This window comes from Paraburkholderia sp. UYCP14C (assembly GCF_004197395.1).
Classification (GTDB): Bacteria; Pseudomonadota; Gammaproteobacteria; order Burkholderiales; family Burkholderiaceae; genus Paraburkholderia.
The window spans coordinates 31,060-57,348 of record NZ_SELS01000038.1; the positions used below are offsets into that span (position 1 = coordinate 31,060).

The window sequence follows — 26,289 nt, forward strand, 5'->3', positions numbered from 1 at the left end:
CGCGCGCGGATCAAGGTTGCGCTTCTCAAGCGCTATTGAGGTAGCGATGTACCAGCGCCACAGCCATTGCCCCCTCGCCAACTGCCGACGCCACGCGTTTGATCGACGCGTGACGCACGTCGCCCGCGGCGAATACGCCGGGCATGCTCGTTTCCAGATGCAGCGGCGCGCGGTCGAGCGGCCATTTCAGGTCCGTTCGATATTCCTGCAGATCGGGACCGGTCACGAGATAGCCGGCTTCATCGCGGACGATGCCGACCTCCTTCGCCCATTCGGTCTGCGGCACACCGCCAATGCAGACGAACAGCCAATTCGTTTTGACCGTGCGGGCCTGCGCGGTTCGCACATCGGTCAGCGTGATCTCCTGCAACACGTCGCTGCCTGCGAGGGCGGTAACTTCGACGCACGTGCACACTTCAATGTTCGACGCCGATGTAATGCGATCCACCAGGTATTGTGACAACGTGTTCTTGAGCGATGCGTCACGCACGAGCATGAAGACGCGGTTGGCGGACTGCGAAAAATGCATGGCGGCCTGTCCCGCCGAATTGCCGCCGCCCACCACATATACGTCTTCGCCATGAATCAGCGCGGCCTCGCTCGCGCCGGCGCCGTAATAAAGGCCCGCGCCGAGAAAGCGCTCTTCACCTGCCAGTCCTAGCGTGCGATATGCCACGCCGGTCGCGCAGATGGACGTGCGCGCCGTGATACGCGTGCCGTCTTCCAGATATACGATGCCCTGACCGGGCGGGAACTCCGCGCGCACGCCGGCGCGCGCGAGCAGGATTTCGGCGCCGAACTTAATGGCCTGGTCGCGCGCCCGTTCGGCGAGCTCCGCGCCGCTCACGCCCTGTGGAAAGCCCAGATAGTTCTCGATCCTGGAACTGCTGCCGGCCTGGCCGCCCAGTGCCCAGCGCTCCACGAGTACGGTCTGCAGCCCCTCCGATGCACCGTACACCGCGGCACTCAATCCCGCCGGTCCTGCGCCGTAGATCGCCAGATCGTAGGCCTCACGGGATGGACTCGCAAACCAGCCGAGCTTCTCGATGATTTGCCGGATGGTCGGACATTCGAGTCGCGTTCCGTCGTGGAAGACACAGACCGGCAGGCGCGAATCGGAAACGTGCTGCACATGCGCCAGTTCCCGAGCTTCCTTATCGCTGCGCAGTTCGATCCATTCGAACGGTATGTCGCAGCGATGCAGGAAGTCGCGTATCGCGTAGCCATTTGTGCTGCGCATGCGTCCATAGATCCTGACCATGAAGATGCCACCTTTGAGGAGGTCACGACTTTGTTTCGTTTTCTCGCGCTTCACGAGCAGGCGGCCGCGCCACGAAAACGGCGGTTGGCCGTATTCTTGCACCGTAAGCGCATCGGAAGCTGGCGTCTTTCGCGAACCTGCCGGGTTTTGTTCGCTTTCTGCCGACGGCTCGATCAGATCGGGTTTTGCAACGCTTCCAGCTTGTGATCGATAAATCGCGTGCCCCATTCGATGCCGTCGCGCACCGCCTCGCCCTGCGTCAGCCATTCAGGCTGAACCGTCTCCGGACGGAACTCGGCCACGGGGCTATCGGCATGGCGCACACTGACCTTCGCCTGCCACGCGCCGTAGGCATTCTGCTGCGGCTGTAGCGCGATCTCGTAGCCTCGATGCTCGAACACGTGCGTTTGCATGAGCGGCTCCGGTTGGGTATCAAGGCGTCAATCGGGAAGCACGAACTCGGTACGCATGTCTTCGATCACTTTCTGGACATGATGTACGTAATCGGCGCCGGGGTCATTGAGCGGCACCAGGTTCCAGTTGCGGCCGGATGCGTCCGGCGGATGCCGCTCCGGTAACGGTATGCGCACGCGCAAAGCTCCCGGCACGTCAGCGGCGATTTTCGCCATGCGGTTCTGCAGTTCGTCGCGAATCTGCTCAGCGGTTCGAACGGTCTTCGACATCGGTTCTTCCTCCCTCGGTCGCACGTCCGGGTGGTTATTGAACGGATAGCTCGCGGTGGGCCACGCTATCTCCACCGCCCATCGATGACGGACCGTGGGGCCTCCCCGCGCTCTTGCGCGAGCGACGGATAGTCGGTATACCCGCGCTCGCCGCCTCCATAGAACGTGGACGGATCGGGCGAATTGAGCGGAGCGTGCAACCGCAAGCGTTCCGGGAGGTCGGGATTGGCGATGAACAACCGTCCGAACGCGATCAGGTCCGCCTTGCCGTCCTCGAGCCATCTTTCCGCACTGCCGCCGTCAAATCCGCCCGCGACCATCAGCACGCCGCGATAGGCGCGGCGGATCATCTCGCTCATGCGTTTCGCTCGCTCCGTGAAGGCGACATCCTCACCGGTCGCCGCCAGCGCGGGATTGACGATGTGCAAATAAGCCAGCCCGTATCGATTGAGCTTCTCGATAACGTAGGAGAAAGTCGCCTCGGGGTCGTCGTCATGCATGTCGTTGAAGGCGCCGAGAGGGGACAGCCGTACGCCGACCTTTTCCGGCCCCCACACCTCGCAAACCGTTTCGATCACCTCGAAAAGCAGCTTGGCCCGACGCTCGATCGATCCGCCGTATTCATCGGTGCGGCGGTTCGTGCCGGACAACAGAAACTGGTCGAGCAGATACCCGTTCGCCGCGTGCACTTCGACGCCGTCCATACCGGCCGCCTTTGCGTTGCGCGCACCCCTGAAGTATTGGCGCACGAGATACGGCATCTCTTCGACCTGCAGGGCGCGAGGCGTGACGCAGGGCGCGACGACACCTTCGCCGCGCTCGTTCTCGATGAACGCCTCCGCTTTCGGCCGGACCGCAGAGGGCGCGACGGGCAGCATTTCATCGGGCTGCAACGAGGGGTGCGATATGCGTCCGACGTGCCAGAGCTGCATGAACATCAGTCCGCCCGCCTCGTGCACGGCGTCGGTCACGAGCCGCCAGCCCTCGACCTGCTCGCGACTATGGATGCCGGGCGTCCAGGCATAGCCCTGTCCTTGCATCGACACCTGCGTCGCCTCGCTGATGATGAGCGCGGCCGCCGCGCGTTGCGCGTAATAGCAGGCGTTGAGTTGCGACGGTATGCTGCCTGGCCGGCTCGCGCGCGAACGCGTCAGCGGCGCCATCACGACACGATGACGCAGGTCGTGCGGTCCCACCCTGATGGGTTCGAAAAGCTTGTGCAGCCGGACTTGCTCGTCGTGCTGCCCGGCTTCTGCGGGCGCGATTTCCGTATCAGGCATAGATTCGCTCCTTGTGTTTTCAACTCGGCCCGAAAGGTGCTACTTTCGACGCGTCGAAGCGTCGGCGCCAAATGAGATCGACAGGATCCCGCTCTGTGGCCAGTCTAGCCATGGCCCGCGCGCGCTTCTTTCCAGTTTCTGCTCAGCTGTGTCACGATTCTGCGGTTACCCGGTCAGTCGAACTGACCGCGTTTGGCGATGAGCAAGCGGTGATCCGCATCGCGTGGGTTAGCCATACCACGCCCACCTCATGAAAGACGGTGCGCGGTACTATCTTCGTCGGCCCGTCACGTATACGCCATGTCCCATGGAACTGAAGCAGATCCAGTACTTCATCGCGCTTTTCGAAGAAGGCACCGTCACGCGCGCCGCCAGGCGGCTCAACATCGCGCAACCGGCGCTCAGCATGCAGATCGCCAAGCTCGAAACGGAGATTCGGCAGAAGCTCTTCGAGCGGGGGCCGCACGGCATGGCGCCGACCGAAGCCGCGCGGTTGATGTACCGCCTTTACACGCCGATCATGCGCGACATCGATCACGCACGCGAACACCTGAGCCGTCGCGATGTCATCGTGACGGGCCGCGTGTCGCTGGGAATGGTGTCGTCGGAGGCGCAGAGCGTATTGCCCGAATCGCTCGCCCGATTCGATGCGCTTTTCCCGCAAGTCGAAGTCTCCGTCGCCGATGGCTTCAGCGCGCAGCTGATCGACGCTGTCGAATCGGGCCGGCTCGATGCCGCCATCATCAACAAGCCGCGCGGACGGCTGACGCTCCACGTAGAGCCGTTGTTGGTCGAGGAAATGGTGCTGGTGACGAGCGTGGAGCACGGCCCAAAGCTGCCCGACGAGATCGATCTCACGCAGCAGTCGGACATCGAATTCGTGTTGCCCACGCGCCGCAACGGCCTGCGCGGCGCGCTCGATGCCGCGCTGATGGCGGCTGACGTCGTCATCAAGCCGAAGTTCGAGATCGATCTGCTCAGCACCATCGTGCAGTTCGTCGAGCAGAGCGGTGTCGCGACCATCCTGCCGCGCGTCGTCGTGCAGGCGAAAGTGGAGGAAGGGCGCTTGCGCGCACGCACGATAGCGTCGCCGCCGATCGTGCGCCACATCATTCAGGTCACGCATCCGAAGCGGCCGATCGGACCGGCCGCCCAGGCGCTCATCACGATTATCACTGATGAGATAAAGCGCGTGACGACGGGTGTTTTGGGGAAACAGGCGCCTTAGCGGCCGCGTTCCAACTGTTCGCGCGCACGGCTCGGAACGTCGCTTCGCGTGCCGAACAGCGTGTCGCAGATCGGGAACGTGAGGTTAAAGTTCTGTGTCGCCATCACTTCGGGATCGTGGTGTGTGGCGTGCAGGCGCCGCACCGTGTTGACGAGCGGAACGCGGTCGAGCAACGGGCTGTCGGTGACGTGTGAGAGCGTATGTAGGCCCTCGTACATCAGAAAGTACGCCGCCATCGTGAGCAGCGCGACGTAACCTGCGTTGCGGGAGAATACGAACCCGATCACGAGCGCGAACGGCACGGCCGCCAGCACGAACGCAACCGGCGCAAAAGGCGGAAACAGCAGCGCGCGCCAGTGACGGTGGCCCTTGTATTCAAGCGTCACATGCGTGAAGAACCGGTGATGGACCGCGCAATGGCGCTTGTAGATCATGCTGAAATACTTCGTCGGACGATGCAGCACGTAGCGGTGCGCCGCCCATTCCGCCCAGTTGCCGAACAGAAAGAGCGGAATGACCGCCAGCCATTCGGCAAGCGTCGGTGCATGAAGCTGCATCAGGCAATACACGATCACGCCGCCGGTGAAGAGTAATGTGAAGCCGAGGTGCATTTCGCCGCGATACCACCATGGCGTGGCATTGACATACTCGTCACGGAACTTGTAGGAACGCGCACGAACGTCTTCTTCGTATTTCATCGATGTCTCCGGCTATAGTGAAGGCGTGCGCCCGTTGGCGTCCGCCGTTACGTCCAATGACTCAGGATCGACTGCGCGCGGAACCGCCTTCGAGCTTGCCGAGCGTCTCGGGCACCACGAACGCGCCCACGAGAAAGATCACGCTGATCGCACCGACGAAGATCGCGAGCGTCGACGGCAACTGGCCCGCGTCCTTCGCGACGAGGGAAACGAAGGTCGGCATCATTCCGCCGATCGCGAAGCCGATGTTCCAGGACAGACCCGTGCCGGTCGCGCGGATCGCGGTCGGGAAGCGTTCGTTCAGGAAGATCAGCACGGGTGCATAGCCGGCGCTGCCGAGCGCGGAAAGCAGCACCGCGTAGACGCCGACCATCGTGATGCTTTGCGCCGTCGGCAGCAGCAGGAACAGCGCTGGCATCGCGATGAGCCGGATGATGCCGATCCAGATAAACGCGCCCTTGCGTCCGATGAACGTACTGACGTGCCCTGCCGCGACCGAAGCGATCACCACGGCCACGCTGCAGATCATCAGGATCGCGGCGGCGGCGCCGTTCGGCGCATGACTCACGACTTTCAGGAAGGTCGGCAGATAGCCTGATGTGAGGTAGTAGCCGCTGCCGCCGCCGATAGTCAGCAGCAGATTGACGAACAGCACGCCGCGATATTCCCGCGAGAACAGCGTGCGGATCGGCGAGCGCGCCTTATCGGCGTTGACGATCTTCTTCTGTGCAGCGGATTTTGCAGCTTTTTCCGCGGCGAGCTTCTTCCAGAGCGGCGATTCTTCCAGACCGTTGAACACGAAGAGACCGAGCACCGAACTCAGGATGCCTGTGAAGAACATGCAACGCCAGCCCCAAGCGTCGAACGCATCGCCGGGAAAGACCGCGGACATCGCCAGATACGTGAGCGATGCGAGCAACGCGCCGAGCCCGGCCCCGCCCCCACCGATGAGACCGGACACCGCGCCGCGATACTTCGGCGCGACGGATTCGGTGCCGATCGTATGCGTCGACGCGACCACGCCGCCGACGAACACGCCCTGCACGAGACGCAGCAGCAGAAACAGGACCGGAGCCACGAGCCCGACCTGGGCGACCGTCGGCAGCGCGCCGAAGGCCGCCGTCGAAAGCCCGACGCCGACGACCGCGACGATCATCGCACCCTTGCGGCCATGACGGTCGGCATAGGAGCCGAACAGCGCGGAACCGAGCGGGCGCATCAGCAGCGTCACCGCGAAGGACGCGTACACCGCAGCGAGCGAGAGCATCGCATGTTCGGACGGAAAGAACAGACGCCCGACAACCGGCGCCACATACAACAATACGAACAGGTCGAACAGGTCGAGGGCCCAGCCGAAGCATGAGGCCATCACAGCGCCCATCACCTGGCGCTGATTGACCGGAAGCACGGTGGCCCCGTCTTGCGCTGCTACAGACATTTGCATCTCCTTGTGTGTCACAGGCGCGCTTTGTTGGATGCGCGCTCTTGTCGAGGTTGAAAAATCGTCAGTGCGCGGCGGCGAACGGCGATGCCACGCTCGCCCGTCGCTGGGCGACCATCGCATCGGCGATCTTCTCGGCGATCATGATGGTCGGTATGTTGGTATTCGCCGATGGCAGTCGCGGCATCAGCGACGCATCCACGACGCGCAGCCCGCACGTGCCTCGCACGCGGCCTTCGGTATCGGTGACCGCGTCGTGGTCCTGCGCGCCGCCCATGCGGCACGTGCCGCTCGCATGCCACACGCCGAACACGTTCGCGCGGATGAAATCGGCGAGCGCGCGCTCGTCGTGGATCAGCGAAGTCATCTGCAGGCCGCGCGTGAAGAAGCGTTCGATCAGCAGACGCCGCAGCGGCGCGGGCGTATCGAGCAGCACACCGAGGATCGAAGTCAGAAGCGCATTGCCTTTGCCGACCTTGCTCAGCGCCTTCACGCGCGGTGAGAACGCGGCCGGGAAGAAGTCACGTGAATCGCGGCCAAGACCGGATGCGTCGACGACGCGCGCCAGCATCCGCACGCCGGCGGCGAGCCGCTGCAAATCGCGTTCGTCGTCGAGCAGATTCAGATCGACACGCGGCGCAACGGCCGCATCGGGCGATGCCAGTTGCACGCGGCCTCGCGAATACGGCCGGTTGCACCAGAGGGACAAGAGGCCGAGCCGGTTGCCGAGCGCATGCCACGCGGCGCGCGTCGCGCTCGACAGATACAGGTCCGACTCGTCGCAGCCCGCGACCCCCGAACTCATGCGCGCGGCCATCATGCTCGCGCGGCGGCGCGCGAGCGGCATGCGAAAACGTGGCTCGAGAAAATGACAGAACGTGAGCGACGGATGATCCTGCAGATTGCGTCCGACACCCGGCAGGTCGGCCACACAAGGAATACCCATCGCGACGAGTTGGCGAGCATCGCCGATACCGGCGCGCATCAGCATCGCGGGCGACTGCAACGCGCCCGCGCTCAGCACCACCTCGCCCGCATCGAAACACACGCGCTCGCCGTTCGCCGCGATCGCGACGACACCGCGGGCCGTCGCGCCTTCCATCACGATGCGCTCGACGCGCAAATTCGAATAGATGCTGAGATTCGGACGCTTGCGCGTGGCTTCATCGAGATAGGCGATGGCCGTCGACACGCGCTTGTCGTCGAGGTTCGAGAATGCGCCCGGAAAGAAGCCGTCGCCGAATTCGCCATTCTGGTCCTGAAGTTCCGCGAAGCCGTTCGCACGCAAACCCTTAGCGAATGCATGGCAGAAAGCCGGCCAGTCCTTGGGCATGATCCGGCGGATCGGAACCGGTCCGTCGCTGCCGTGCAATTCGCCGCCGGGAAAGTTCACGTCGCGTTCGAGCTTGCGAAAGTACGGCAGCACATCGCGCCACGACCAGCCTTCGGCGCCGTTCGCAGCCCATTCGTCGTAGTCGCGCGGCAGGCCGCGATTGGCCGATTGCACGTTGATGCTCGAGCCGCCTCCCATCACGCGGCCCTGTTCGTAGACGCGCGGCGCGGCGTGCTGCGTGGCCCTCGCTTTCAGATCGGGCCAGATGTACGCGTCGCCGCAGAAGACGGGCATCGGATAGCTGTCGAGAATCGCCGCGGGCACCGCGCCCGGCGGTGTATCGGCGCCCGCCTCGATCAGCGCGACGCGCACCGACGGCGCCGCCGACAGCCGATGCGCGAGCACGCATCCGGCCGAGCCGCCGCCTACGATCACGTAGTCGAAGCGATTCATCGCGTTGTCTCCTCTTGTCTCGTCCGCCGCGCGGCGTGTCAGGTATCAGTTGCCGCGAAACACCGGCTTGCGCTTGCCATGAAACGCTTCGACGCCTTCGCGGAAATCGTCCGACGAGCGCAGACGGCTATAGCAATGGCCTTCGAGTTCGATCGCGATCGACAAGGGCGCGTCTTCCGAATCGTTCAGGAGCTTCTTCGCGGTACGTTGCGCGAGCGGCGAGAATGCGCGCAGTTCGTCGACGAGCGCGTCCGTCGCCGCTTCGAGTTCGGCGTCCGCAACGCAATCGACCGCGATGCCCCACTCGCACGCCTGCTTGCCGGGAATGCGGCGCGAGCGCATCACGATGTCCTTCGTGCGGCCGATGCCGACCATCGACTGCAAACGCGCCGAGCCGCCCGAGCCGGGAATCTGGCCGAGCTTCTGCTCCGGCAGCGCATAGAATGTCGTATCGGTGACGATCCGGAAATCGCACGCCAGCGACAACTCGAAGCCCACGCCGAAGCAGAAGCCGCGGTTGGCCGCAATCACCGGCTTCGAGCAGCGCGCGGGCGCCGCGATATTCCACGCGAGCTTCGACACGTGTTCCGGCGAGGCTTCGAGAAAGCCCTTGATGTCGCCGCCGCTCGAAAAATGCTCGCCCTTCGCGCGCACGACGATCACGCGCACGCGGTCGTCCTCGTCGAGGGCTTCGAATACGGCGCGCAACTGATCGCGTGCGTGCATCGAAATGACGTTGAACGGCGGCCGATGCAGGATGATGTCGGCGCGCTCGCGCTGCGCGTCGATTTCGACCGAGAAGCCGTCGAGGTCTTGCAGCAGCGTCTGGCCGCGATGGTTGAGATCACTCATTGTGGGTTACTCCTTGGTGGTTGCTGTAGGTTGCGCGGGCAGGGCGTGTGAATCGGGCGTGTACTCGCCCGCTTGCAGCTTGCGGCGCAAAATCTTGCCGACCGGCGACTTCGGAATGTCGTCGACGAACACGTAATCGCGCGGGCGCTTGAAGTTGACGAGGTCCGACTGGCGGCACCATGCATCGAGCGCAGCGGAATCGACGTACTCGCGGCGCTTGATGAACGCGACCACGCGCTGCCCCCAGCGCTCGTCCTTGACGCCCGCGACCGCGACTTCATCGACGGCGGGATGCAGCGACAGCACCGATTCGATATCCACCGGTGAGATGTTTTCTCCGCCGCTGATGATCATGTCGTCGACGCGGCCCGTCACATACAGATCGCCGTCGCGGTCGAGATAGCCCGTGTCCCCGGTGAAGTACCAGCCCTCGCGCAGGCACTTCGCATTCGCGTCCGGGCGATTCCAGTAGCCTTCGAAGGCTTCGTCGCCGAGCAGGTCCACGATGATCTGTCCTTCTTCGCCGGCCTCGGCGATCTCATCGGGCGAGAGCGCATCGAGTCTCGCGACGCGAAGCCGCGTATTGATGCCCGCGCGGCCCGCGCTGCCGGGCTTCTTTGTCGCGTCCTGGTCGATGCTGAACGTGTAGACCTCGGACGAACCGTAGTGATTGACGAAGAGCTCCGGCTCGAACGCGGCCGAGAGGCGCTTGAGCAGGCCGTCGTTCATCGGCGCGCCCGCGAAGCCGAGCTTTCTGACCGACGACGTGTCCGTGCTCGCGAACGCGCTGTCGGCGAGCAGATCGTGATAGAGCGTCGGCACGAGATAGAGGCAGGTGAGCGTGTGCTTCGAAATGCAATCGAGCGCGAGCTTCGCGTTCCAGCGCCGCACGCAGACGAACAGGCCATCGACGAGCGCCATCGCGAGCAGCGAGCGCACGCCCATCGTGTGATAGAGCGGCATCACGCCGAGCGTGCGCTCGCCGCGCCTGTACAGGTTCTGCGCGACGTGCGCGAGCGCGCCCGCGCGTTCATGCCGATGCCGGCGCGGCACGCCCTTGCCTTTGCCCGTCGTGCCGGACGTATAGAGGATCAGCGAAATGTCGTCGGCGGTGGCGTGCGTCGTGTCGGTCACCTCTCCACTGCGCGTTCGTTCGACGATGAGCGCATCGAAGGTGTTGGTGCGGCCGGGCGGATCGTCGAGTCCGACGCGCGGCACTTTTTGCGCGGCGGCGCTCTGCACGACGGAATCCGCGCTGACGGGTTCGTAGACGATCGCCTTCACCCCCGCGTCGGTCACGCAGTAGTCGACTTCTTCCGGCTTCGCCCGCCAGTTGAGCGGCACGATCACGATGCCCGCAAACTGTCCGGCCCAATGCAGCGTCGCCATTTCCCAGCGGTTTTGCAGGACGACGAGCAGCCGGTCGCCGTGTTCCAGGCCCAGTTCGCGCAGGCCATCGGCGACATTGAGGATCATGCGATGCCACTGCGCGTAGGTCAGTTGCACATCGCCGTCGACGAGCGCGAGCGCGTTCGGACTGCGCTCGACGCTTTGCAGGAACGTACGTCCGAGATCAAGCATGTTCGGCCTCCTTCGCGCTTGCCTCGGCCCGGCGGCGCGCCGCTACGTCGAGCACGGCGGCCACGATGGGCGTGTAGCCCGTACAGCGGCAGATATGGCCCGAGAGCATCTCGCGCACCTGCTCTTCGGAAGGATCGGGCACGCGCCGCAGATAATCCGCGCACGACATCAGAATGCCCGCCGTGCAGAAGCCGCACTGCAGCGCGTGATGCCGCTGGAATGCCTGCTGCAGGTCGCCGAGCGTCTGGTCGGGCGCAAGGCCTTCGACGGTATCGATACGCCGTCCGTCGGCCTGCACCGCGAGCATCAGGCACGAGCGCGCCGCGACGCCATCGACCTGCACGGTACATGCGCCGCACACGCCGTGTTCGCAGCCGACGTGCGTGCCCGTCGCGCCCAGTTCGTGCCGAATGAAGTCCGACAGCAGTTCGCGCGGCTCGCAATAGCCGCTTCGTTCGCGGCCGTTCAGCGTCAGCGCGATGCGCCGCGCTTCGCCGTGCCGCATGATGGTGTCCGGTATCCTGCTCACTTTGCCTCCTCGATCACGCGCCATCCGAGTTGCCGGACCAGATTCCGGCGATATGCCGCGCTGATCTGCGCATCGTCCTGCGCGTTCAGTTTCCAGCTCAAATCGTTCAGTGCGCCGCGCAGGTCGTCGCCCCGCAGACGCGGCCATTGCTCCGTCACCGGCCGGTCCGCGACGCCGCCGACCGCAATACGGATCGACTCGTCGGTGACCACGGCCGCGCACGCGACGATCGCGAAGTCGCCGTGCCGCGCGGAAAATTCGGCGAACGCGTAGCGCTCGCCTTCCTTGCGCAGCGGGAAGCGCACCGCCTCAACCAGTTCATCGGGCTCGCGCGCGGTCATCAGCATTCCCTGAAAGAAGTCCTGCGCCGCGAGCGTGCGGCGCCTCTTTCGCGAGCGCAGCATCACGTCACCGCCGAGCGCCGCAAGCACGAGCGGCAACTCCGCGCTCGGGTCCGCATGCGCGATCGATCCGCACACGGTGCCGCGATTGCGAATCTGAAAGTGCGAGATATGCGGGAAGGCCATCGCGAGCAGCGGCGCTTCGTCGGTGAGCGTGCTGCGCCATTCGACGCTGCCTTGCGTCGCCGCTGCGTTCACCACGAGACGCCCCGCCTGCTTGTCCACGCGCACGGCATCGAGTTCGGCGGTGCGCGAGATATCGACGAGCACCTTCGGCTGCGCGAGCCGCATATTGAGCACGGCCATCAGCGACTGGCCGCCCGCCAGTACGCGGGCGTCTTCGCCGTATTGCGTGAGCGCGTCGAGCGCGTCTTGCGCGGTCATCGCGCGCAGGTAATCGAATGGTGCGGGCTTCATGCGTGCCTCCTGAAACGTGCAAGGAGTCTTGCGATCCACGATCCGTGCGCTTGCACGGGCTTGCCCGCCGCCTGCCGTCCGAGCGATGCGAACAACTGCTTGAGCACGACCTTCGCCGCGCCTTCGAGCATCCGGCCGCCGACCGCCGCAACCTTGCCCGACACCTGCGCTTCGTAGTCGTATGTGAGCCGCGTGCCGCTGCCTTGCGGCGTCAGTTCGACGAGACCGCTGCCGCGCGCGCTGCCGAGCGGCGAGATTCCCGAGCCGGCGAGTCGCAGGCGGCGCGGCGCATCGATCTCCGACAAGCCGATGCGCGCCTCGAAACGCGCCTTGATCATGCCGACGCCGGCGGTCACGTCAGCGTGATACTGGTTCGGCGCCGTCTCTTCGAGCGCGTGACAGCCGGGAATGACGTTAGCGAGTGCCTTCGGATCGAGCAGCACTGCGAACACGGCTTCGGGTGTCGCGGGCAGGTCGACCGCGCCCTGCGCCGTCAGTGCGCGACCGCCGCCTGGCGTCGCCGGCTTCGCGGCGGGCGCTTCGCGATATTCCGGCCGCGACGGTTCGGGATCGTCCATGCCGATCATCGCCATCACTCTGGGCGGCGTGAGCGGCAGGCGAATGTCTTCCACGCCAAGCGCGTCCGCCACCGCATTCGCGATGCACGGCGGCGTGCTCATGTTGTTGCCTTCGCCGAGACCCTTCGCGCCAAGCGGCGTGAAAGGCGAAGGCGTCTCCAGATGCACGATCAGCGGATCGGGCACTTCGCAGGTGGTCGGCATCAGATAGTCGGCGAGCGTGCCCGACTGGAAGCTGCCGTCCGCGCCGTAGCGGAACTCTTCCATCAGCGCCGCGCCGAGGCCTTGCGCGAACGCGCCGCGAATCTGGCCATCGGCGAGTGCGGGATTGAGGAGGGTGCCGGCGTCGTGCACGGTCACATACCGGTCGATGCGCACGCGTCCCGTCGCGCGATCCACTTCGACCCCGCACATGTCGAACGCGAAGCCATATGCCGCCGAGGTATTGATGCGGTCCTGTTCGTCGGGCGCATCCATGTGCGGCGGCGACCAGAACACGGTTTCGCGCAGGCCCGGCTCTTCGCCTGCGGGCAGGAGCGCGGGCGCCCAGTGCGGCGCATTGCTCGCGGCACGCGCGAACGGCAGCGCGCGGTCTTCGGCGTCGTGCGGAAAGACGCGCGCGCCTTCGAAGCGCACGTCGCCGGGCGCGCAGTTGAACTGCTTCGCGAGCACGCGCGCGAGCTTGTCGCGCACGCGCGTCGCGGCGAGATGCACCGTGCCCGCCACCGCGCCCGCGAAGCGGCTCGAATAATTGCCTGCCGCGACGGACCAGGCGTCCTTGTGCGTATCGAATTCGACGTTGACGACGATGTCCTTCGGATCGAGCCCGAGCACATCGGCGACGACTTGCGCGCACACGGTCATGTGGCCCTGGCCCGCGGGCGTCGATGCGATCGTGACGACCACGCCGCCGAGCAGATCGACGCTGACGGTCGCGCTCGCGATCGCGCCGTTCTTCGGCCCGGCTTTTTTGCGTGCGTCGGCTGGCATCACGGTCGTGATGTAGCCCATGTTCGATACCGAAGGCTCGACGATCGCCGCGAAGCCGATGCCATACAGCCGCCCTTCGTTGCGCGCGGCGTCGCGGCGCGCAACGAGTTCCCGGTATCCGCCTTCGTCGAGTGAACGGCGCAGCGCTTCCTGATAATTGCCCGAATCGAGCAGGGCGCCCGCCGCTGCGCGATACGGGAACGCATCGGCGGGAACGAAGTTGCGGCGATACACGTCGAGCACATCGAGCTTCAGTTCGATCGCGATACGCTGGATCAGCCGCTCCAGCGCGAAGTACACCTGCGGGCCGCCGAAGCCGCGCACGAGCCCCGTCGGCGTCTTGTTCGTCAGCACGACGCGATTGCGCACGAGCAGATTCGGGATCGCGTATGCGCCCGTCAGGCAGCCGTGCATCCGGTAGAACGTCGCCGGCTCGGGCGCGCGCACGTAGCCGCCCACGTCTTCCAACTGATCGTAAGACAGCGCGACGATCCGGCCATCGGCTTCGACCGCCGCTTCTATGGTTGAAAGACGCGCCGTCGCCGATGTCGCCGCACTCAGGTGTTCGAGCCGATCCTCGACCCACTTCACCGGCGCGCCGGCCTTGCGCGACGCGAGGCACATCAGCACGACATACGGAAACACCGCCTGCTTCACGCCGAAGCTGCCGCCGGAATCGCGCGGAGCCTTATGACGCAGCCGATTGGCGGGCACGTTCAACGCCATCGCCATGACGGCGTGCAGCGAGAACGGCCCCATGAAATTGGACGTGACGTCGTAGCCTTCTTCGCCCGAAAGATACTCGGCGATGACCACGCCGCACTCGATCGGCGCGCAGGTGTTGCGTGGATAATGCGCGACCAGCTTCACGCGATGCGGCGCGCGCTCGAAGGCCGCTTCGGGCTCGCCGTAGCGGAAATGCCGGTCGCTGATGACGTTGCTGCCGACGCGTTCGTGCAGCACCGGCGCGTCGTCCTTCGCGGCCTGTTCGATCGACGTCACGGGATCGAGCATCGCGTAGTCGACCTTGATCAGATCGAGCGCGTCTTCCGCGAGCGCACGCGATTCGGCCATCACGACCGCAACCGGCTCGCCGACGTAGCGCACACGGTCCATCGCGAGCGCCCACTGTTCCATCGGCGATTTCACGCCGACGACGAACGGTCGCGACCACGGACGCAAATCGTCGCGCGTGAGCACGGCACGCACGCCCGCGAGTTTCGACGCGGCTTGCGTATCGATCGACAGGATGTCCGCGTGCGCGTGCGGCGAACGTAGAATCGCGGCGTGCAGCGTGCCCGGCTTGACAGCGATGTCGTCGCAATAGCGGCCACGGCCCGTCAGGATCGCCGGGTCTTCGAGGCGCTGCATCGAGCGTCCGATGTGACGCTGCGGTGCGCTCGCTTCGCGCGCCTCGTTGCCGGCGACGCGCGCGTCCATGTCGGCAAATGCGGTTTCGCGCTGATTCATGACCTTACTCCTCACGTGCGGCGCGGCCGCCGAATTCATCGGCGAGACCGCTCCAGCGGCGCGCAATCTCGTCGTGCTCGATCTCGAACAGATCGAGAATGCGCCCGACAGTGTGGTCGACCACGTCGTCGATAGTCTGCGGATGCGCGTAGAACGCGGGCACCGGCGGCATCACGATCGCGCCCATTTGCGTGGCGAGCGTCATGTTGCGCAGATGCGCGAGATTGAGCGGGGTTTCGCGCGCGACCAGCACGAGGCGGCGGCGCTCCTTGAGCATCACATCGGCGGCGCGCGTCAGCAGGTTGTCCGCGAAGCCGTTCGCGACGCCCGCGAGCGTTTTCATCGAGCATGGCGCGATCACCATGCCTTCGGTCAAAAACGATCCGCTCGCCACGGCCGCGCCGATATCACGCACGTTGTGCACGACGTCGGCAGCGGCTTCGAGATCGCCGCGCGCGAGGCCGAGTTCCTGGGCGGCCGTCACCGCGCCCGACGACGACACGATGAGATGCGTCTCATGCGTGCCGAGCCGGCGCAAGGCGGCGAGCAAACGCACGCCGATCACCGCGCCGCTTGCGCCCGAAATGCCGACGACGATGCGTTTCTTTCGTTCAGCCATGATCGCGTGACAGATAGGCGTCGAACGCGCTGTTGTCGGCGGCGACGAGTGCTTGCAGGTCGACCGTGTCCTGCCCCGGTATGCGCACGCGCGTGAACACATGCGCGGGATAGACGACGGGGCGGGTCGCATCGAGACCCATCTTCGCGCTGACGCCTTGCAGATGCGACGGCGCATCGTCGGGCTGACCGACCGTCGTCGACGGATCGAGCGGCGAGCCTTGCGCGCCTGCTATCACGACGAGATCGCGGTCTGCCTGGAAGCGCGTCGCGATGGCCCATTCGATTTCGGCAGGATCGTGCACGTTCACATCGGTATCGACGACGACGACCTGCTTGATGTCGTAATGCGCGCCGAACGCGCACAGAATGACGTTCTTCGCTTCGCCTTCGCGCTTCTTGTCGAATTGCACCCACAGGTGATAGCGGCACACGCCACCCACCGACAGATGCACGTCCTTCACGGCGGGATGACTGCGCTGAAGATGCGCGAGCAACGTGGCTTCACGCGGAATCGCGCCGAGCAGCAGATGCTCCATTTCGGCGGGCACGATCGTATGAAAGATCGGATCGCGCCGATGCGTGACGGCCGTCACTTCGATGACTTCGCGTGCTTCCTTCGCGCTGTAGTACTTGGGAAATTCGCCGAACGGACCTTCCGGCTCACGCACGTTCGGCAGAATGCGCCCTTCGATGACGATCTCCGCGAACGCCGGCACGTGCACGCCGTTCGTCACGCATCGCGCGACAGGCAGCGACGCACCGTGCAGCGCGCCCGCGATTTCGAGTTCGTCGTGATCGATCGGCGTGATCGCTTGCGACGCGAGCATGGTCAGCGGATCGACGCCAATCGCGATCGCGACGTCGAGCGCATCGCCCGCGGCTTCCGCGTCGCGCTGGAATGCGTAGAGATGACGCGGCAGCAGCAGAATCGCCATGCGATCCGGGCCGTGCACCTGAATGCGGTTGATCGAGACGTTCTGCACGCCGGTGCGCGGATTGCGCGCGATCACGAGACCGGCGGTGATGTACGGGCCGTTGTCGTGTTCGCTGTGCGTGGGAATGGGCAGCAGCGCGTGAAGATCGATGCCGCTCGTATGCACCACTTGCTGACAGGGCGCGTCCTCACGCTGAATCAGTTTCGATGTGAGCGGTGCAGCCGCCGCATCGGAAAAATGCGCGAGCAATGCGGATTCATCGACGCCCATCGCTTCGGCGATCCACGCGCGCTTCGACATGAAGCCGCTCACGACGGGCATCGCATGTCCGCGCGGCTGCGTGAAAAAAGCAGCCTGTTCGCCGTCGAGCCGTTTCGCAATGGCGGCGAGTTCGTGCTCGAGCGCGACGGGCTTGTCGATCGTCGCGACACGGCCGGTTTTCGCGAGATGCGCGAGCCAGTCGCGCAGCGACAGCGAGCTGGTGTCGGCGTGATCCCGTGCTCGGGCGAATGAGGGAATGCCGCGCGTTGCGGCATCGCGTGTGTTCATCAGCGTCTCCATCTGTGCGCGCTACCGTAGCAAGCGCATGGGATGAAGCGTAGCGAGATCGCGCCATAACATCTAATACTGTTTACTGATGCGACGAATCATTCGTCGTTATATCGGTGTTAGCCCGGATGACAGCGGTCTTACAGTTACGTATCAATAGACCGCTCACGCACGCCCGTGCTGAAGGGCGTACTACCAAAAGGGGCCCTGCACCGTCGATGAACGCAGGGTGATAATGTCACCGCGCCCCATTAGCATCGCTGATGCCCCGAGGGAACATGGATCTCAAGCAAATCCAGTACTTCATCGCACTATTCGAGGACGGCTCGGTCACCCGTGCCGCGAAGCGGCTGAACATCGTGCAACCGGCCCTGAGCATGCAGATCGCCAAGCTCGAGGACGAACTGCATCAACAGCTGTTCGAGCGCGGCGCACACGGCATGGCGCCGACCGCCGCGGGACGGCTGATGTACCGCCTGTTCTTACCGATCGTGCGTGACCTTGCCCACGCACGGCAGCAACTCGTGCAGCGCGATGAAGTGGTGACGGGGCATGTCGGCATCGGGCTGATCGCATCGGTGACGGAAAGCGTGCTCGCGGATTCGCTGTCGCGCTTTCACGCGCGTTACCCCGATGTCGAGGTCACCGTCGCCGATGGCTACAGCGCGACCTTCATCGACTGGGTGGCGGGCGGGCAGCTCGATGCCGCCCTCATCAACAAGCCGCGCGCGCGCTTGTCGCTCGACTCGCGCCCCCTGCTCGACGAAGAGATGGTGCTAGCCACCAGCGCCGCGCATGGCCCCGACTTGCCGCATGCAATCGAACTCGCGCAATTGCCCGAACTTGAACTCGTGCTGCCCACCAAACGTCACGGCCTGCGCGGCGTGCTCGACAGCGCCGCGCAACACGAGGACGTGCTGCTCGCGCCGCGCTTCGAGATCGACGTGCTTTCGACGATTCTCAAGCTCGTCGAGCACACGCGCTTTGCGACGATTTTGCCGCGCATCGTCGTCGAGCGCGCCGCGCGGCACGGCACGTTGCGCGCGTACCCGATTCTGGCGCCTCGCATCGTGCGGCACATCGTCTGCGTGAATCATCCGCGCCGCCCGTTGAGCGCGGCGGCGGAAGCACTGATCGAGATCATCGGCGACGAGTTGCACCGCGCGTCGAGCCGGTCGGGCGACGAGCCCTCACACACCATCAAGGAACGATCTTCATGAACGCACGACACTGGATTGCCGGCGAATGGACCGGCACGCCCAACCTCGACAGCATCGATCCCGCGACGGGCGAGCCCATCGGCCGGTTCGCCGACGGCGGATCGAGCGAAGCCGATGCCGCCATCGCCGCCGCTCGCCACGCGTTCGATCGCACGACATGGGCGCAGGACGCGCGTTTGCGCCAGGACGTGCTGCTCGGCTGGGCTTCGGCGCTCGAAGCCGAACGCGACGTGCTCGCGACGCTGCTCACGCGCGAAAACGGCAAGGCGATCGCGCAATCGCGCGGCGAGATTGCCGGCGCGATATCGGAAGTGCGCTATTACGCGGGGCTCGCGCGCCATATTGCCGGGCACGTGCTCGAACCGGAACCGGGCACGATATCGACGATGCTGCGCGAAGCGGCCGGCGTCGCGGCGATTATCGTGCCTTGGAATGCGCCCGCCGTGCTGCTCGTGCGCTCGCTCGCGCCCGCTCTCGCGGCCGGCTGCACGGCGATCGTCAAACCGGCGGCGCAAACGTCGCTGCTCACGGCCGCGATGTTGCGCTGCTTCGAACACACGGCGTTGCCTGAAGGCGCGGTGAACCTCGTCAACGAACGGGGATACGCGGCCAGCCAGCGGCTCGTCGATTCGCACGGCGTCGACGTGGTGAGCTTCACGGGATCGACGGCGACGGGCAAGCAGATCATGGCGGCCGCTGCCGACAGCATGAAGAAGCTGTCGCTCGAACTTGGCGGGAAGTCATGCTGCGTCGTCTTCGACGATGCCGATGTCGCGGCGATCGCGCCGCGTCTCGCGCGCGCCGCGACGATCATCTCCGGGCAGCAATGCACTGCGGCGCGCCGGGTGCTGGTTCATGCGTCGCGCGCCGCGCAAATGCGCGAGCACCTCGCGTCGGCGCTTGCGTCGCTGCGGGTCGGACCGGGCATCGATCCGGCGACGGATATCGGCGCGCTCATCGACGGCACGACGCGCGATGCGGTGGCACGGACGATCGAGCGCGCGTGCGCAATGGCCGAGCGTGTGCTGTTGCGAGGCACTTGCTCGGGGCACGCGTTTCTGTCGCCGACGCTCGTCGAGCATGACGATCCGAAGGCGTTCTTTTGTCAGGACGAGATCTTTGCCCCGTTCGTCACCCTGGAAGTCTTTGAGAACGAAATGGAAGCGATCGAGAAAGCCAACGACACGGTCTTCGGTCTCTCGGCGAGCGTATGGACGCACGACGGAGCGCGCGCATTGCGCGTCGCGCGTGCGCTGCGCAACGGCACGGTGTGGATCAACGACCACAACAAGCTGTTCGCCGAAGCCGAAACGGGCGGCTATCGGCAAAGTGGGCTGGGTCGGCTGCACGGCTACGATGCGCTGGCGGACTTCACCGAGTTGAAGCACATCTGCATGCCGGCCGGCGTGTCGGAAGGTATCGCGCCGTTGCGGTGAAGGGCAAGGAGGCGAGTCAATGGATAGCGTGGATCTCGAAGTCCTGAAAAGCAGCGCGCGATGGCTGGCAGACGGGCATCGCGTGCTGCTGGTGACGGTCGTGAAGACATGGGGATCGTCGCCGCGTCCCGTGGGCGCGATGCTCGCGGTGCGCGCCGATGGGCAGGTGGTCGGGTCGGTGTCGGGCGGATGCATCGAAGACGATCTGATCGATCGCGTGCGGCAGCGAGGCATCGAACAGGAAAGTCCGCAGGTGCTGAAGTACGGCGTCAGCGCGCAGGAGGCGCATCGCTTCGGCCTGCCTTGCGGCGGCACCATTCAGCTCGTGCTGGAGCCGTTGACGCTCGCGAGCGGTATCGCCGGGCTGTGTGCAGCGGTGGAGGCAGGCAGGCTCGTAGCGCGCACGCTCGACATGGCGACGGGGGCTGCGCGCCTCGAACCCGCGCAGGCGACGGACGGCCTTCTGTTCGATGGGACGACGCTGCTGAGCATCCATGGGCCCCGTTACCGGATGCTGGTGATCGGCGCGGGACAGTTGTCGCGCTATCTGTGCAGCATCGCGGTGGGGCTCGATTATCAGGTCACGGTATGCGATCCGCGCGAGGAATATACGGACGAGTGGAACGTGCCCGGCACGACCCTCGTTCGCGCCATGCCCGACGACACCGTGATGGACATGAAGCTCGACGAACGCTCTGCGGTGATCGCGCTGACGCACGATCCGAAGCTCGACGATCTCGCGCTGATGGAAGCGCTGAAAACGCCTGCGTTCTACGTGGGTGCGCTCGGTTCGCGTCGCAATAACGCCGCGCGGCGCGAGCGCCTGAAGGAGTTCGATCTCAACGACGAAGAACTCGCGCGCCTGCACGGACCGGTGGGCATCTACATCGGCAGCCGGACGCCACCGGAGATCGCCCTGTCGATACTGGCCGAATTGACGGCCGCGAAAAACGGCGTGTCGTTGCCGGAACTGCTGCGGGTCGAAGGCGCCAAGGCGGTCCGGGAGATGGCGGGCAACGCGGCGGGCTGTGACGCCTTGTAAGCGGAACCGATTTCGCCACAGGCGCCGTAAGGCGAGCGGTCCATCGCCCAACCGCTGGCGCAGGAAATCCACCGCCACGCGCCCCTTCGCCGTGGACGGCCTGCGCTGAGTCCCGTCGAGGTAAGTCAGTCGTTGTCGGCGTCGGGGGCTCCGGTATCGAATCCGGCGGCCTCGCGCAGCGCTTGCAGCATCGCGCGCGCACCCGGTGAGAGCCTGTCCCCGCGCCGTGTGACGATGCCCGCCGGCCCTAGCTTCAGATCGAGCTCGAACGGCAGCGGTTCGAGCGCGCCGGCAATGCAATACGGCCGCACCGGCTCGAGCGCAAGCGGCGCGATCATATCGCTAATCTGCAGCAGACTCGTGATGACAGGCAGCGATGAGCTCTCGACCACATCCGTCGGCAACGCGAGCTGCCGTTCGAGAAAAAGTTGCGTGAACTGATTGCGCATTACGTTGCCCTTCGGCGGCAGGATCCACGTTTGCGGCGCCAGTTCGTTCCAGCTGAGAGTCTTACGCCTGGCGAGCGGATGGCCAACGCGCGCGAACAGCGCGTGCTGAGCTTCTGCGAGCGGGGCGTAGTGCAGTTCCGCCAGATCGTCCGGATTGCGGATTCGCGCGACGATCATATCCAGCTTGCCTTCCTGCAAGCGCTGCACCAGCACCTCGCTGAACTCCATCTCGATGTTGACGCGAATCTGCGGAAAGCGCTTCTTGAGTAGCGCCACGGCCCGCGGCACGAGGTTGGTGGCGGCCGTGACCTCGGTGCCGATCATCGCCTGCCCGGTCAGGCCGGCTTTGAGCGCGGACACTTCGTCGTACGCGTGCTGCAATTCCGCCAGCACGCTGCGCGCATGGCGGATCAGCACCTCGCCGTACCAGGTGGGCTCGACACCGCGCGGATGCCGTTCGAACAATGGCACACCCATCGTCTCTTCCAGTTCCCGCAGCAACTTGGTCGCGCCGGGTTGGGTCATGTGCGCGGCGTCCGCCGCGCGCAATACCGAGCGATGGGTGTCTAGCTGAACGATCAGGGCCAATTGGCGCGTCTTCAGGCGCGCGGGGTCGAAGCGGCCCGGCGCGACAGCCCCCGCGCCGGTGTCCGGATGAAGTGCCGAGCTCACGATGTCGCCTCCACGTATTCCGTATCGATATAGATCTTGCGTTATTTTTCATTATAAAAGCATACCGAACAATCCTACTATGCAGCAGTCGCCCTGCATTTCGAGGCGGGCGGTTTCCCATCACGGGCATTGAGACCGGCTGCATCCAGCATCCGCGCATGCAGCCGCACAGGAGGCGAAGAGGTAATGAACATCCGTACTGCAGACATCCCGCCGGAAGGCATCACCACCGACGAGTTCCTCGGCCGCGTCGCCAAGGTCCGCAGCGCGCTCGACAAGGCGGGCCTGGTCGGCCTGCTTGCATTCGGCGATTGCTGGCGTGGCGCGAACATCGGCTACTTCACCGAGTTCCGCCCGCTCGACGGCGTATCGGACATTGCCAATGCGATCCTGCTGCTGCCGGTGGACGGCGACCCCGTGCTGTTCGTGTCGGACCAATGCTTCGATTACGCGACGAGCGTGACCGCCTTCGAGGTGCGCAGTCTGCGTGAAGTCACGCAACAGGTGCAGGCCTTTTCGGCGCGGCAGCGTAACGGCACGGTCGGCCTCGCCGGCGCCGCCTATATCCCCGCGGACCTGTTGCAGCGCCTGAACGCCGGTCTCGGCGAACTGAAGCTCGAACCGACGATGGTGCTGGCCGAAATCAAGGCGATCAAGAGCGAGGCGGAGGTCGCGCTGATGCGTAAAGCCGCGGCCCTGACCGATGCGGCGATGGCCGCGATTCGCGACGCGCTCGCCGACGGCCGTCCCTACACCGAGCGCGAACTCGCACTAATCGCCGACCGCGCGATGCTCGCGGGCGGCGCGGACCGGACCGCGTTCGATTCGATGGTGCAATCCGGTCCGCGCTCGGCGTATAACCTGGCGCGCCCCACCGACCGCATCCTGCAACCGGGCGACCTCATCATGACCGACATCGGTGCGCGTTATCGTGGGTACGTGGCCGACGGCGGACGCGGTTTTACCTACGGTCCGGCGAATCCCGAGAAGATGGCGATCGTCGCGGCAGCGGCGCGCGCGGTCGAAGCGGGGCTGGCCGCCGCGCGTCCCGGCATGGCGGCGATGGAGTTGAACGCCGTGATCCAGCAGGCGCTGGTGAAATCCAACTACGAGCAATACTCGAGCGAAGCGCGCGGCCATGGCACCGGTCACGGCACCGGCATGGACCCGGAAGAAGAAGCGCCGTGGATCGGGCCGGGCAACAGGACCGTGCTGCAGGAAAACATGGTCTTTACGCTGAAGGCGACGATCACGGTGCCGAACGTCGGCGGTCTGCGCACGGAACGTATCGTGCGGTTGACCTCGGGCGGCGTCGAAACGCTCGACCAGTTCCCGATGGAACTGCACTGGTGAGCACAGTGAACTGATCGTAACGTGCGGGCGGCCCCGCGCCGCCGACACGCAGCAGTTCAAAACATAGATTCCCAGAGAAGGGAGGAGACGTGAAAACATCGCCCGTTTTATCCGGCAACACCCCGGTCATCAGCCGGTCGGCCGTCAACCGTGTGCTGGTCGCCTCGGTGGTCGGGACCGCCATCGAGTGGTACGACTTTTTTCTCTATGCCACCGCTTCGGCGCTGGTCTTCGCCAAGCTGTTCTTTCCCTCGTTCGATCCGACGGTCGGCACCATCGCGGCGTTCGGAAGTTTTGCGGTCGGCTATCTCGCCCGGCCCTTCGGCGCCGTGTTTTTCGGGCATTTCGGCGATCGCATCGGACGTAAGGCGACGCTCGTCGCGACGCTGACGATCATGGGCGTCGGCACCTTCGTGATCGGCCTGCTGCCGACTTACGCCTCGATCGGCGTCTGGGCGCCGATGCTGCTGGTCGCGATGCGGTTCCTGCAAGGGCTCGGCGTCGGCGGCGAATGGGGCGGCGCGGTGCTGATGGTGGTCGAAACGGCACCGGCCAGAAAGCGTGGTTTCTTCGGCGCGTTCCCGCAATTGGGCGTGCCGCTCGGATTGATGCTCTCGACCGCCGTGTTCAAAGCCGTCTCGAGTCTGCCGTCCGAGGCGTTCTATTCTTGGGGATGGCGCCTGCCGTTCCTGCTGAGCGTCGCGCTGATCGCGATCGGCCTGTTCATCCGCCTGCGCGTCATGGAGTCGCCGGTATTCGAACAGATCAAGGCGAGCAGGCAGGTCGTGAAAGCGCCGCTGATCGAATTGCTGCGCCGGCATCCGAAAGACCTCGTGCTGACGATCGGCACGCGTTTCGCGGTCGACATCACCTTCAACGTGATCAACGTGTTCGTGCTGGTGTACGGAACGACGCGGCTCGGCTTGTCGCGCGGACTGCTGCTGAACGCCATCATTGTGGGCTGCGTGGTTGCGCTGTTCACGCTGCCGCTGTTCGGCAAGCTGTCGGACGCTATCGGACGCCGGACCGTCTTCATGCTCGGCGCGGTATTCGTGGCAATCTATGGATTCGCGTTCTTCCCGTTGCTCGAGACACGCAATCCGACTTTGATTTTCGTGGCGTACGTGTGCGGTATCGCGTTGAGCCAGGCGTCGGTGTACGGCGTGCAATCGACGTGGTTCGCGGAACTGTTCGGGACCCGGGTGCGTTATACAGGTGCTTCGCTGCCGTATCAGATCGCCGGCATCATCACGTCGGGACCGACGCCATTGATCGCCACCTATCTGTTCGCGACGTATGGCCAGACGCTGCCCATTTCGATCTATATCGCGGCGACAGGATTGCTGAGCCTGGTGTGCGCGTTCTTCCTCGCCGAGACTTTCAAGCGCGATCTGTCCGCGGAGCCGGGAGATGAGGCGGCCGCGGCGCCGGGCGCGCGAGCGTCCGCGCACTCGCCGCATCCTCTGGCGCGGTGAGTGCAAATCGATCCGGTTGCTGTGCCGTCCGGGACCTGGTCATTTTCGGTGCTGGAGCGGCAGCCCGGCGAGGGGGCCGGCGAGTCGCTAATGTGGGTGGAGTGGAAGCTCGCCGGCCTGTTCGCTGATTTACGCATCGCTTACCGGCCCCATGGCGCGGGCAAGCGCAAGTCGTTTTGCAAGGGCTTCGTATAGAGCGCGCACGCCGAATCGCCAGGGCGCGATTTCGGTTGACGACTGCACGGTGTTGACCAGTGCGCCGAGCTCCGGCGTTGCAATAGTCACCTTGTCTCCGAGGTGATGCGTGAAGCCACTGCCCGGAGCATGCCGGTCTTTAATCGGGGAGAACATCGTGCCGAGAAACAGCATGAAGCCGTCGGGATACTGGTGATGTGGGCCGGCAGTCTGGGCGACGAGTTCCTCCGGGTCACGGCTGATCTCGCGCATGTGGCTCCTGCCTTCGAGAATGAATCCGTCGTCCGCGCCTTCTATCCTCAGCGACACGCTGGCCGCCCGCACCGAGTCCATCGTGAAGCGATCATCGAACAAGCGGATAAAAGGACCAATCGCGCATGAGCCGTTGTTGTCTTTCGCCTTGCCGAGCAGCAACGCACTGCGGCCCTCGATGTCGCGCAGATTGACGTCGTTGCCAAGGGTTGCGCCGACGATCGTTCCGCGGCTGTTTACCGCCAGAACGATTTCCGGTTCGGGATTGTTCCAGTGGGAGGCCGGGTGAAGCCCGACGTCCGCGCCGTAGCCGACTGCCGACATCGGCTGAGACTTGGTGAACACCTCTGCGTCAGGCCCAATGCCGACCTCCATATATTGCGACCATGCGCCGCGCCGTTCCAGTTCCCGCTTCAGACTGTCGGCAGCTGGCGTGCCGGGGCGAATTCTGGAGAGATCAGTGCCGATCAGTTGCGCGATCGTCGCGCGCACCGTGTCGGCTTGCGTCGCGTCGCCGGTAGCCTGTTCTTCAATGACCCGTTCGAGCAAGCTCACGGCAAAGGTCACGCCACATGCCTTGATGGCCTGAAGATCGCATGGCGCGAGCAATGCGTGGCCGATGTTCTCGACGGGGCCGAGCGCTTCGCCCTCGACGTGACGCGCAAACTCCAACAGGTCCACGCGCTCGAACAGATCGGAGGTTGTCGGCGCCGACGCCGTGATGTCGTAGACCTGACCGGCACGAACAACGACGACCGACGGCCCGTCTATCGGCGCGTTTCGCCAGATGCGTCCGACCAGCAGCGCATCGGGTAGGTCAGCAGGTACGAAAGGCGGAAGATCGTTCGATATCATGGACGGATTGGCTAGCGAGGGTTCGGAACCGCGAGGCAGG

Annotated in this window: 22 protein-coding genes; 6 read left to right on the plus strand and 16 right to left on the minus strand. The window is 64.9% G+C overall.

The features are described 5' to 3' along the window. Positions 1-25: 25 nt before the first annotated feature. The 4 genes from EVC45_RS28460 to EVC45_RS28475 all read right to left on the minus strand — a co-directional run bounded on the left by EVC45_RS28460 (position 26) and on the right by EVC45_RS28475 (position 3,224). Positions 26-1,240 carry an NAD(P)/FAD-dependent oxidoreductase gene (locus EVC45_RS28460; protein ID WP_248295288.1) on the minus strand — a complete coding sequence of 405 codons (1,215 nt, stop codon included), beginning with the start codon at positions 1,238-1,240 and terminating at the stop codon, positions 26-28. A 194-nt stretch (positions 1,241-1,434) separates the two neighbouring features. After that, positions 1,435-1,674, minus strand: a complete 240-nt coding sequence (locus EVC45_RS28465) for a DUF6566 family protein (protein ID WP_129961526.1) — start codon at positions 1,672-1,674, stop codon at positions 1,435-1,437. A 27-nt stretch (positions 1,675-1,701) separates the two neighbouring features. Continuing rightward, positions 1,702-1,944, minus strand: a complete 243-nt coding sequence (locus EVC45_RS28470; protein ID WP_129961527.1) for a hypothetical protein — start codon at positions 1,942-1,944, stop codon at positions 1,702-1,704. Positions 1,945-2,009: 65 nt separating this feature from the next. Then, the gene (locus EVC45_RS28475) at positions 2,010-3,224 is read right to left on the minus strand and encodes an alkene reductase (RefSeq protein ID WP_129961528.1); all 1,215 of its coding nucleotides are present in this window, start codon (positions 3,222-3,224) and stop codon (positions 2,010-2,012) included. Between the two features lie 307 nt (positions 3,225-3,531). Here EVC45_RS28475 and EVC45_RS28480 point away from each other — a divergent pair, with 307 nt between their 5' ends. Continuing rightward, positions 3,532-4,452, plus strand: a complete 921-nt coding sequence (locus EVC45_RS28480) for a LysR family transcriptional regulator (RefSeq protein ID WP_129961529.1) — start codon at positions 3,532-3,534, stop codon at positions 4,450-4,452. Here the strand turns inward: EVC45_RS28480 and EVC45_RS28485 are convergent. The 10 genes from EVC45_RS28485 to EVC45_RS28530 all read right to left on the minus strand — a co-directional run bounded on the left by EVC45_RS28485 (position 4,449) and on the right by EVC45_RS28530 (position 17,300). Continuing rightward, positions 4,449-5,150, minus strand: coding sequence for a sterol desaturase family protein (locus EVC45_RS28485; protein WP_129961530.1), 702 nt, complete (start codon positions 5,148-5,150; stop codon positions 4,449-4,451). The genes EVC45_RS28480 and EVC45_RS28485 overlap by 4 nt on opposite strands. 61 nt (positions 5,151-5,211) lie before the next feature. Further along, positions 5,212-6,588 carry an MFS transporter gene (locus EVC45_RS28490; protein ID WP_129961531.1) on the minus strand — a complete coding sequence of 459 codons (1,377 nt, stop codon included), beginning with the start codon at positions 6,586-6,588 and terminating at the stop codon, positions 5,212-5,214. 67 nt (positions 6,589-6,655) lie between these two features. Beyond that, the gene (locus tag EVC45_RS28495) at positions 6,656-8,377 is read right to left on the minus strand and encodes a GMC family oxidoreductase (RefSeq protein ID WP_129961532.1); all 1,722 of its coding nucleotides are present in this window, start codon (positions 8,375-8,377) and stop codon (positions 6,656-6,658) included. 45 nt (positions 8,378-8,422) lie between these two features. After that, positions 8,423-9,229: an enoyl-CoA hydratase/isomerase family protein gene (locus tag EVC45_RS28500; protein ID WP_129961533.1), complete on the minus strand. Its 807-nt coding sequence runs from the start codon at positions 9,227-9,229 to the stop codon at positions 8,423-8,425. A 6-nt stretch (positions 9,230-9,235) separates the two neighbouring features. Further along, complete coding sequence (locus tag EVC45_RS28505) at positions 9,236-10,810, minus strand: AMP-binding protein (protein ID WP_129961534.1); 1,575 nt, start codon at positions 10,808-10,810, stop codon at positions 9,236-9,238. Next, positions 10,803-11,339, minus strand: a complete 537-nt coding sequence (locus EVC45_RS28510; RefSeq protein WP_248295289.1) for a (2Fe-2S)-binding protein — start codon at positions 11,337-11,339, stop codon at positions 10,803-10,805. The genes EVC45_RS28505 and EVC45_RS28510 overlap by 8 nt, the downstream gene beginning before the upstream one ends. Then, positions 11,336-12,157, minus strand: coding sequence for a xanthine dehydrogenase family protein subunit M (locus EVC45_RS28515; RefSeq protein ID WP_129961536.1), 822 nt, complete (start codon positions 12,155-12,157; stop codon positions 11,336-11,338). The genes EVC45_RS28510 and EVC45_RS28515 overlap by 4 nt, the downstream gene beginning before the upstream one ends. Continuing rightward, positions 12,154-15,195, minus strand: a complete 3,042-nt coding sequence (locus tag EVC45_RS28520) for a molybdopterin cofactor-binding domain-containing protein (RefSeq protein ID WP_129961537.1) — start codon at positions 15,193-15,195, stop codon at positions 12,154-12,156. The genes EVC45_RS28515 and EVC45_RS28520 overlap by 4 nt, the downstream gene beginning before the upstream one ends. 4 nt (positions 15,196-15,199) lie before the next feature. Then, positions 15,200-15,814: a UbiX family flavin prenyltransferase gene (locus EVC45_RS28525; protein WP_013093433.1), complete on the minus strand. Its 615-nt coding sequence runs from the start codon at positions 15,812-15,814 to the stop codon at positions 15,200-15,202. Further along, positions 15,807-17,300 (minus strand): UbiD family decarboxylase, encoded by a 1,494-nt coding sequence (locus EVC45_RS28530; RefSeq protein ID WP_129961538.1) that lies wholly within the window; start codon positions 17,298-17,300, stop codon positions 15,807-15,809. The genes EVC45_RS28525 and EVC45_RS28530 overlap by 8 nt, the downstream gene beginning before the upstream one ends. Positions 17,301-17,578: 278 nt before the next feature. Between EVC45_RS28530 and EVC45_RS28535 the strand changes: the two genes are divergently transcribed. From EVC45_RS28535 to EVC45_RS28545, 3 genes are read left to right on the plus strand one after another with little or no spacing between them, the layout of a single operon-like run. Next, positions 17,579-18,520 carry a LysR family transcriptional regulator gene (locus EVC45_RS28535; protein ID WP_129961539.1) on the plus strand — a complete coding sequence of 314 codons (942 nt, stop codon included), beginning with the start codon at positions 17,579-17,581 and terminating at the stop codon, positions 18,518-18,520. Further along, positions 18,517-19,956 carry an aldehyde dehydrogenase family protein gene (locus EVC45_RS28540; protein ID WP_129961540.1) on the plus strand — a complete coding sequence of 480 codons (1,440 nt, stop codon included), beginning with the start codon at positions 18,517-18,519 and terminating at the stop codon, positions 19,954-19,956. Before EVC45_RS28535 ends, EVC45_RS28540 begins: the two co-directional genes overlap by 4 nt. A gap of 19 nt (positions 19,957-19,975) precedes the next feature. Next, a complete protein-coding gene (locus EVC45_RS28545; RefSeq protein WP_129961541.1) occupies positions 19,976-20,998 on the plus strand; it encodes an XdhC family protein in 1,023 nt (340 codons plus the stop codon). Between the two features lie 125 nt (positions 20,999-21,123). Here the strand turns inward: EVC45_RS28545 and EVC45_RS28550 are convergent, their stop codons facing one another. Further along, positions 21,124-22,119, minus strand: coding sequence for a LysR substrate-binding domain-containing protein (locus tag EVC45_RS28550; protein ID WP_129961542.1), 996 nt, complete (start codon positions 22,117-22,119; stop codon positions 21,124-21,126). Between the two features lie 186 nt (positions 22,120-22,305). Here EVC45_RS28550 and EVC45_RS28555 point away from each other — a divergent pair, with 186 nt between their 5' ends. Together EVC45_RS28555 and EVC45_RS28560 are read left to right on the plus strand one after the other, a co-directional pair. Further along, positions 22,306-23,472, plus strand: a complete 1,167-nt coding sequence (locus tag EVC45_RS28555) for a Xaa-Pro peptidase family protein (protein WP_129961543.1) — start codon at positions 22,306-22,308, stop codon at positions 23,470-23,472. A gap of 89 nt (positions 23,473-23,561) precedes the next feature. Further along, positions 23,562-24,947 carry an MFS transporter gene (locus EVC45_RS28560; protein ID WP_129961544.1) on the plus strand — a complete coding sequence of 462 codons (1,386 nt, stop codon included), beginning with the start codon at positions 23,562-23,564 and terminating at the stop codon, positions 24,945-24,947. Positions 24,948-25,076: 129 nt separating this feature from the next. Here EVC45_RS28560 and EVC45_RS28565 read toward each other — a convergent pair whose 3' ends face one another. After that, positions 25,077-26,249 carry a fumarylacetoacetate hydrolase family protein gene (locus EVC45_RS28565; RefSeq protein WP_129961545.1) on the minus strand — a complete coding sequence of 391 codons (1,173 nt, stop codon included), beginning with the start codon at positions 26,247-26,249 and terminating at the stop codon, positions 25,077-25,079. Positions 26,250-26,289: the final 40 nt, after the last annotated feature.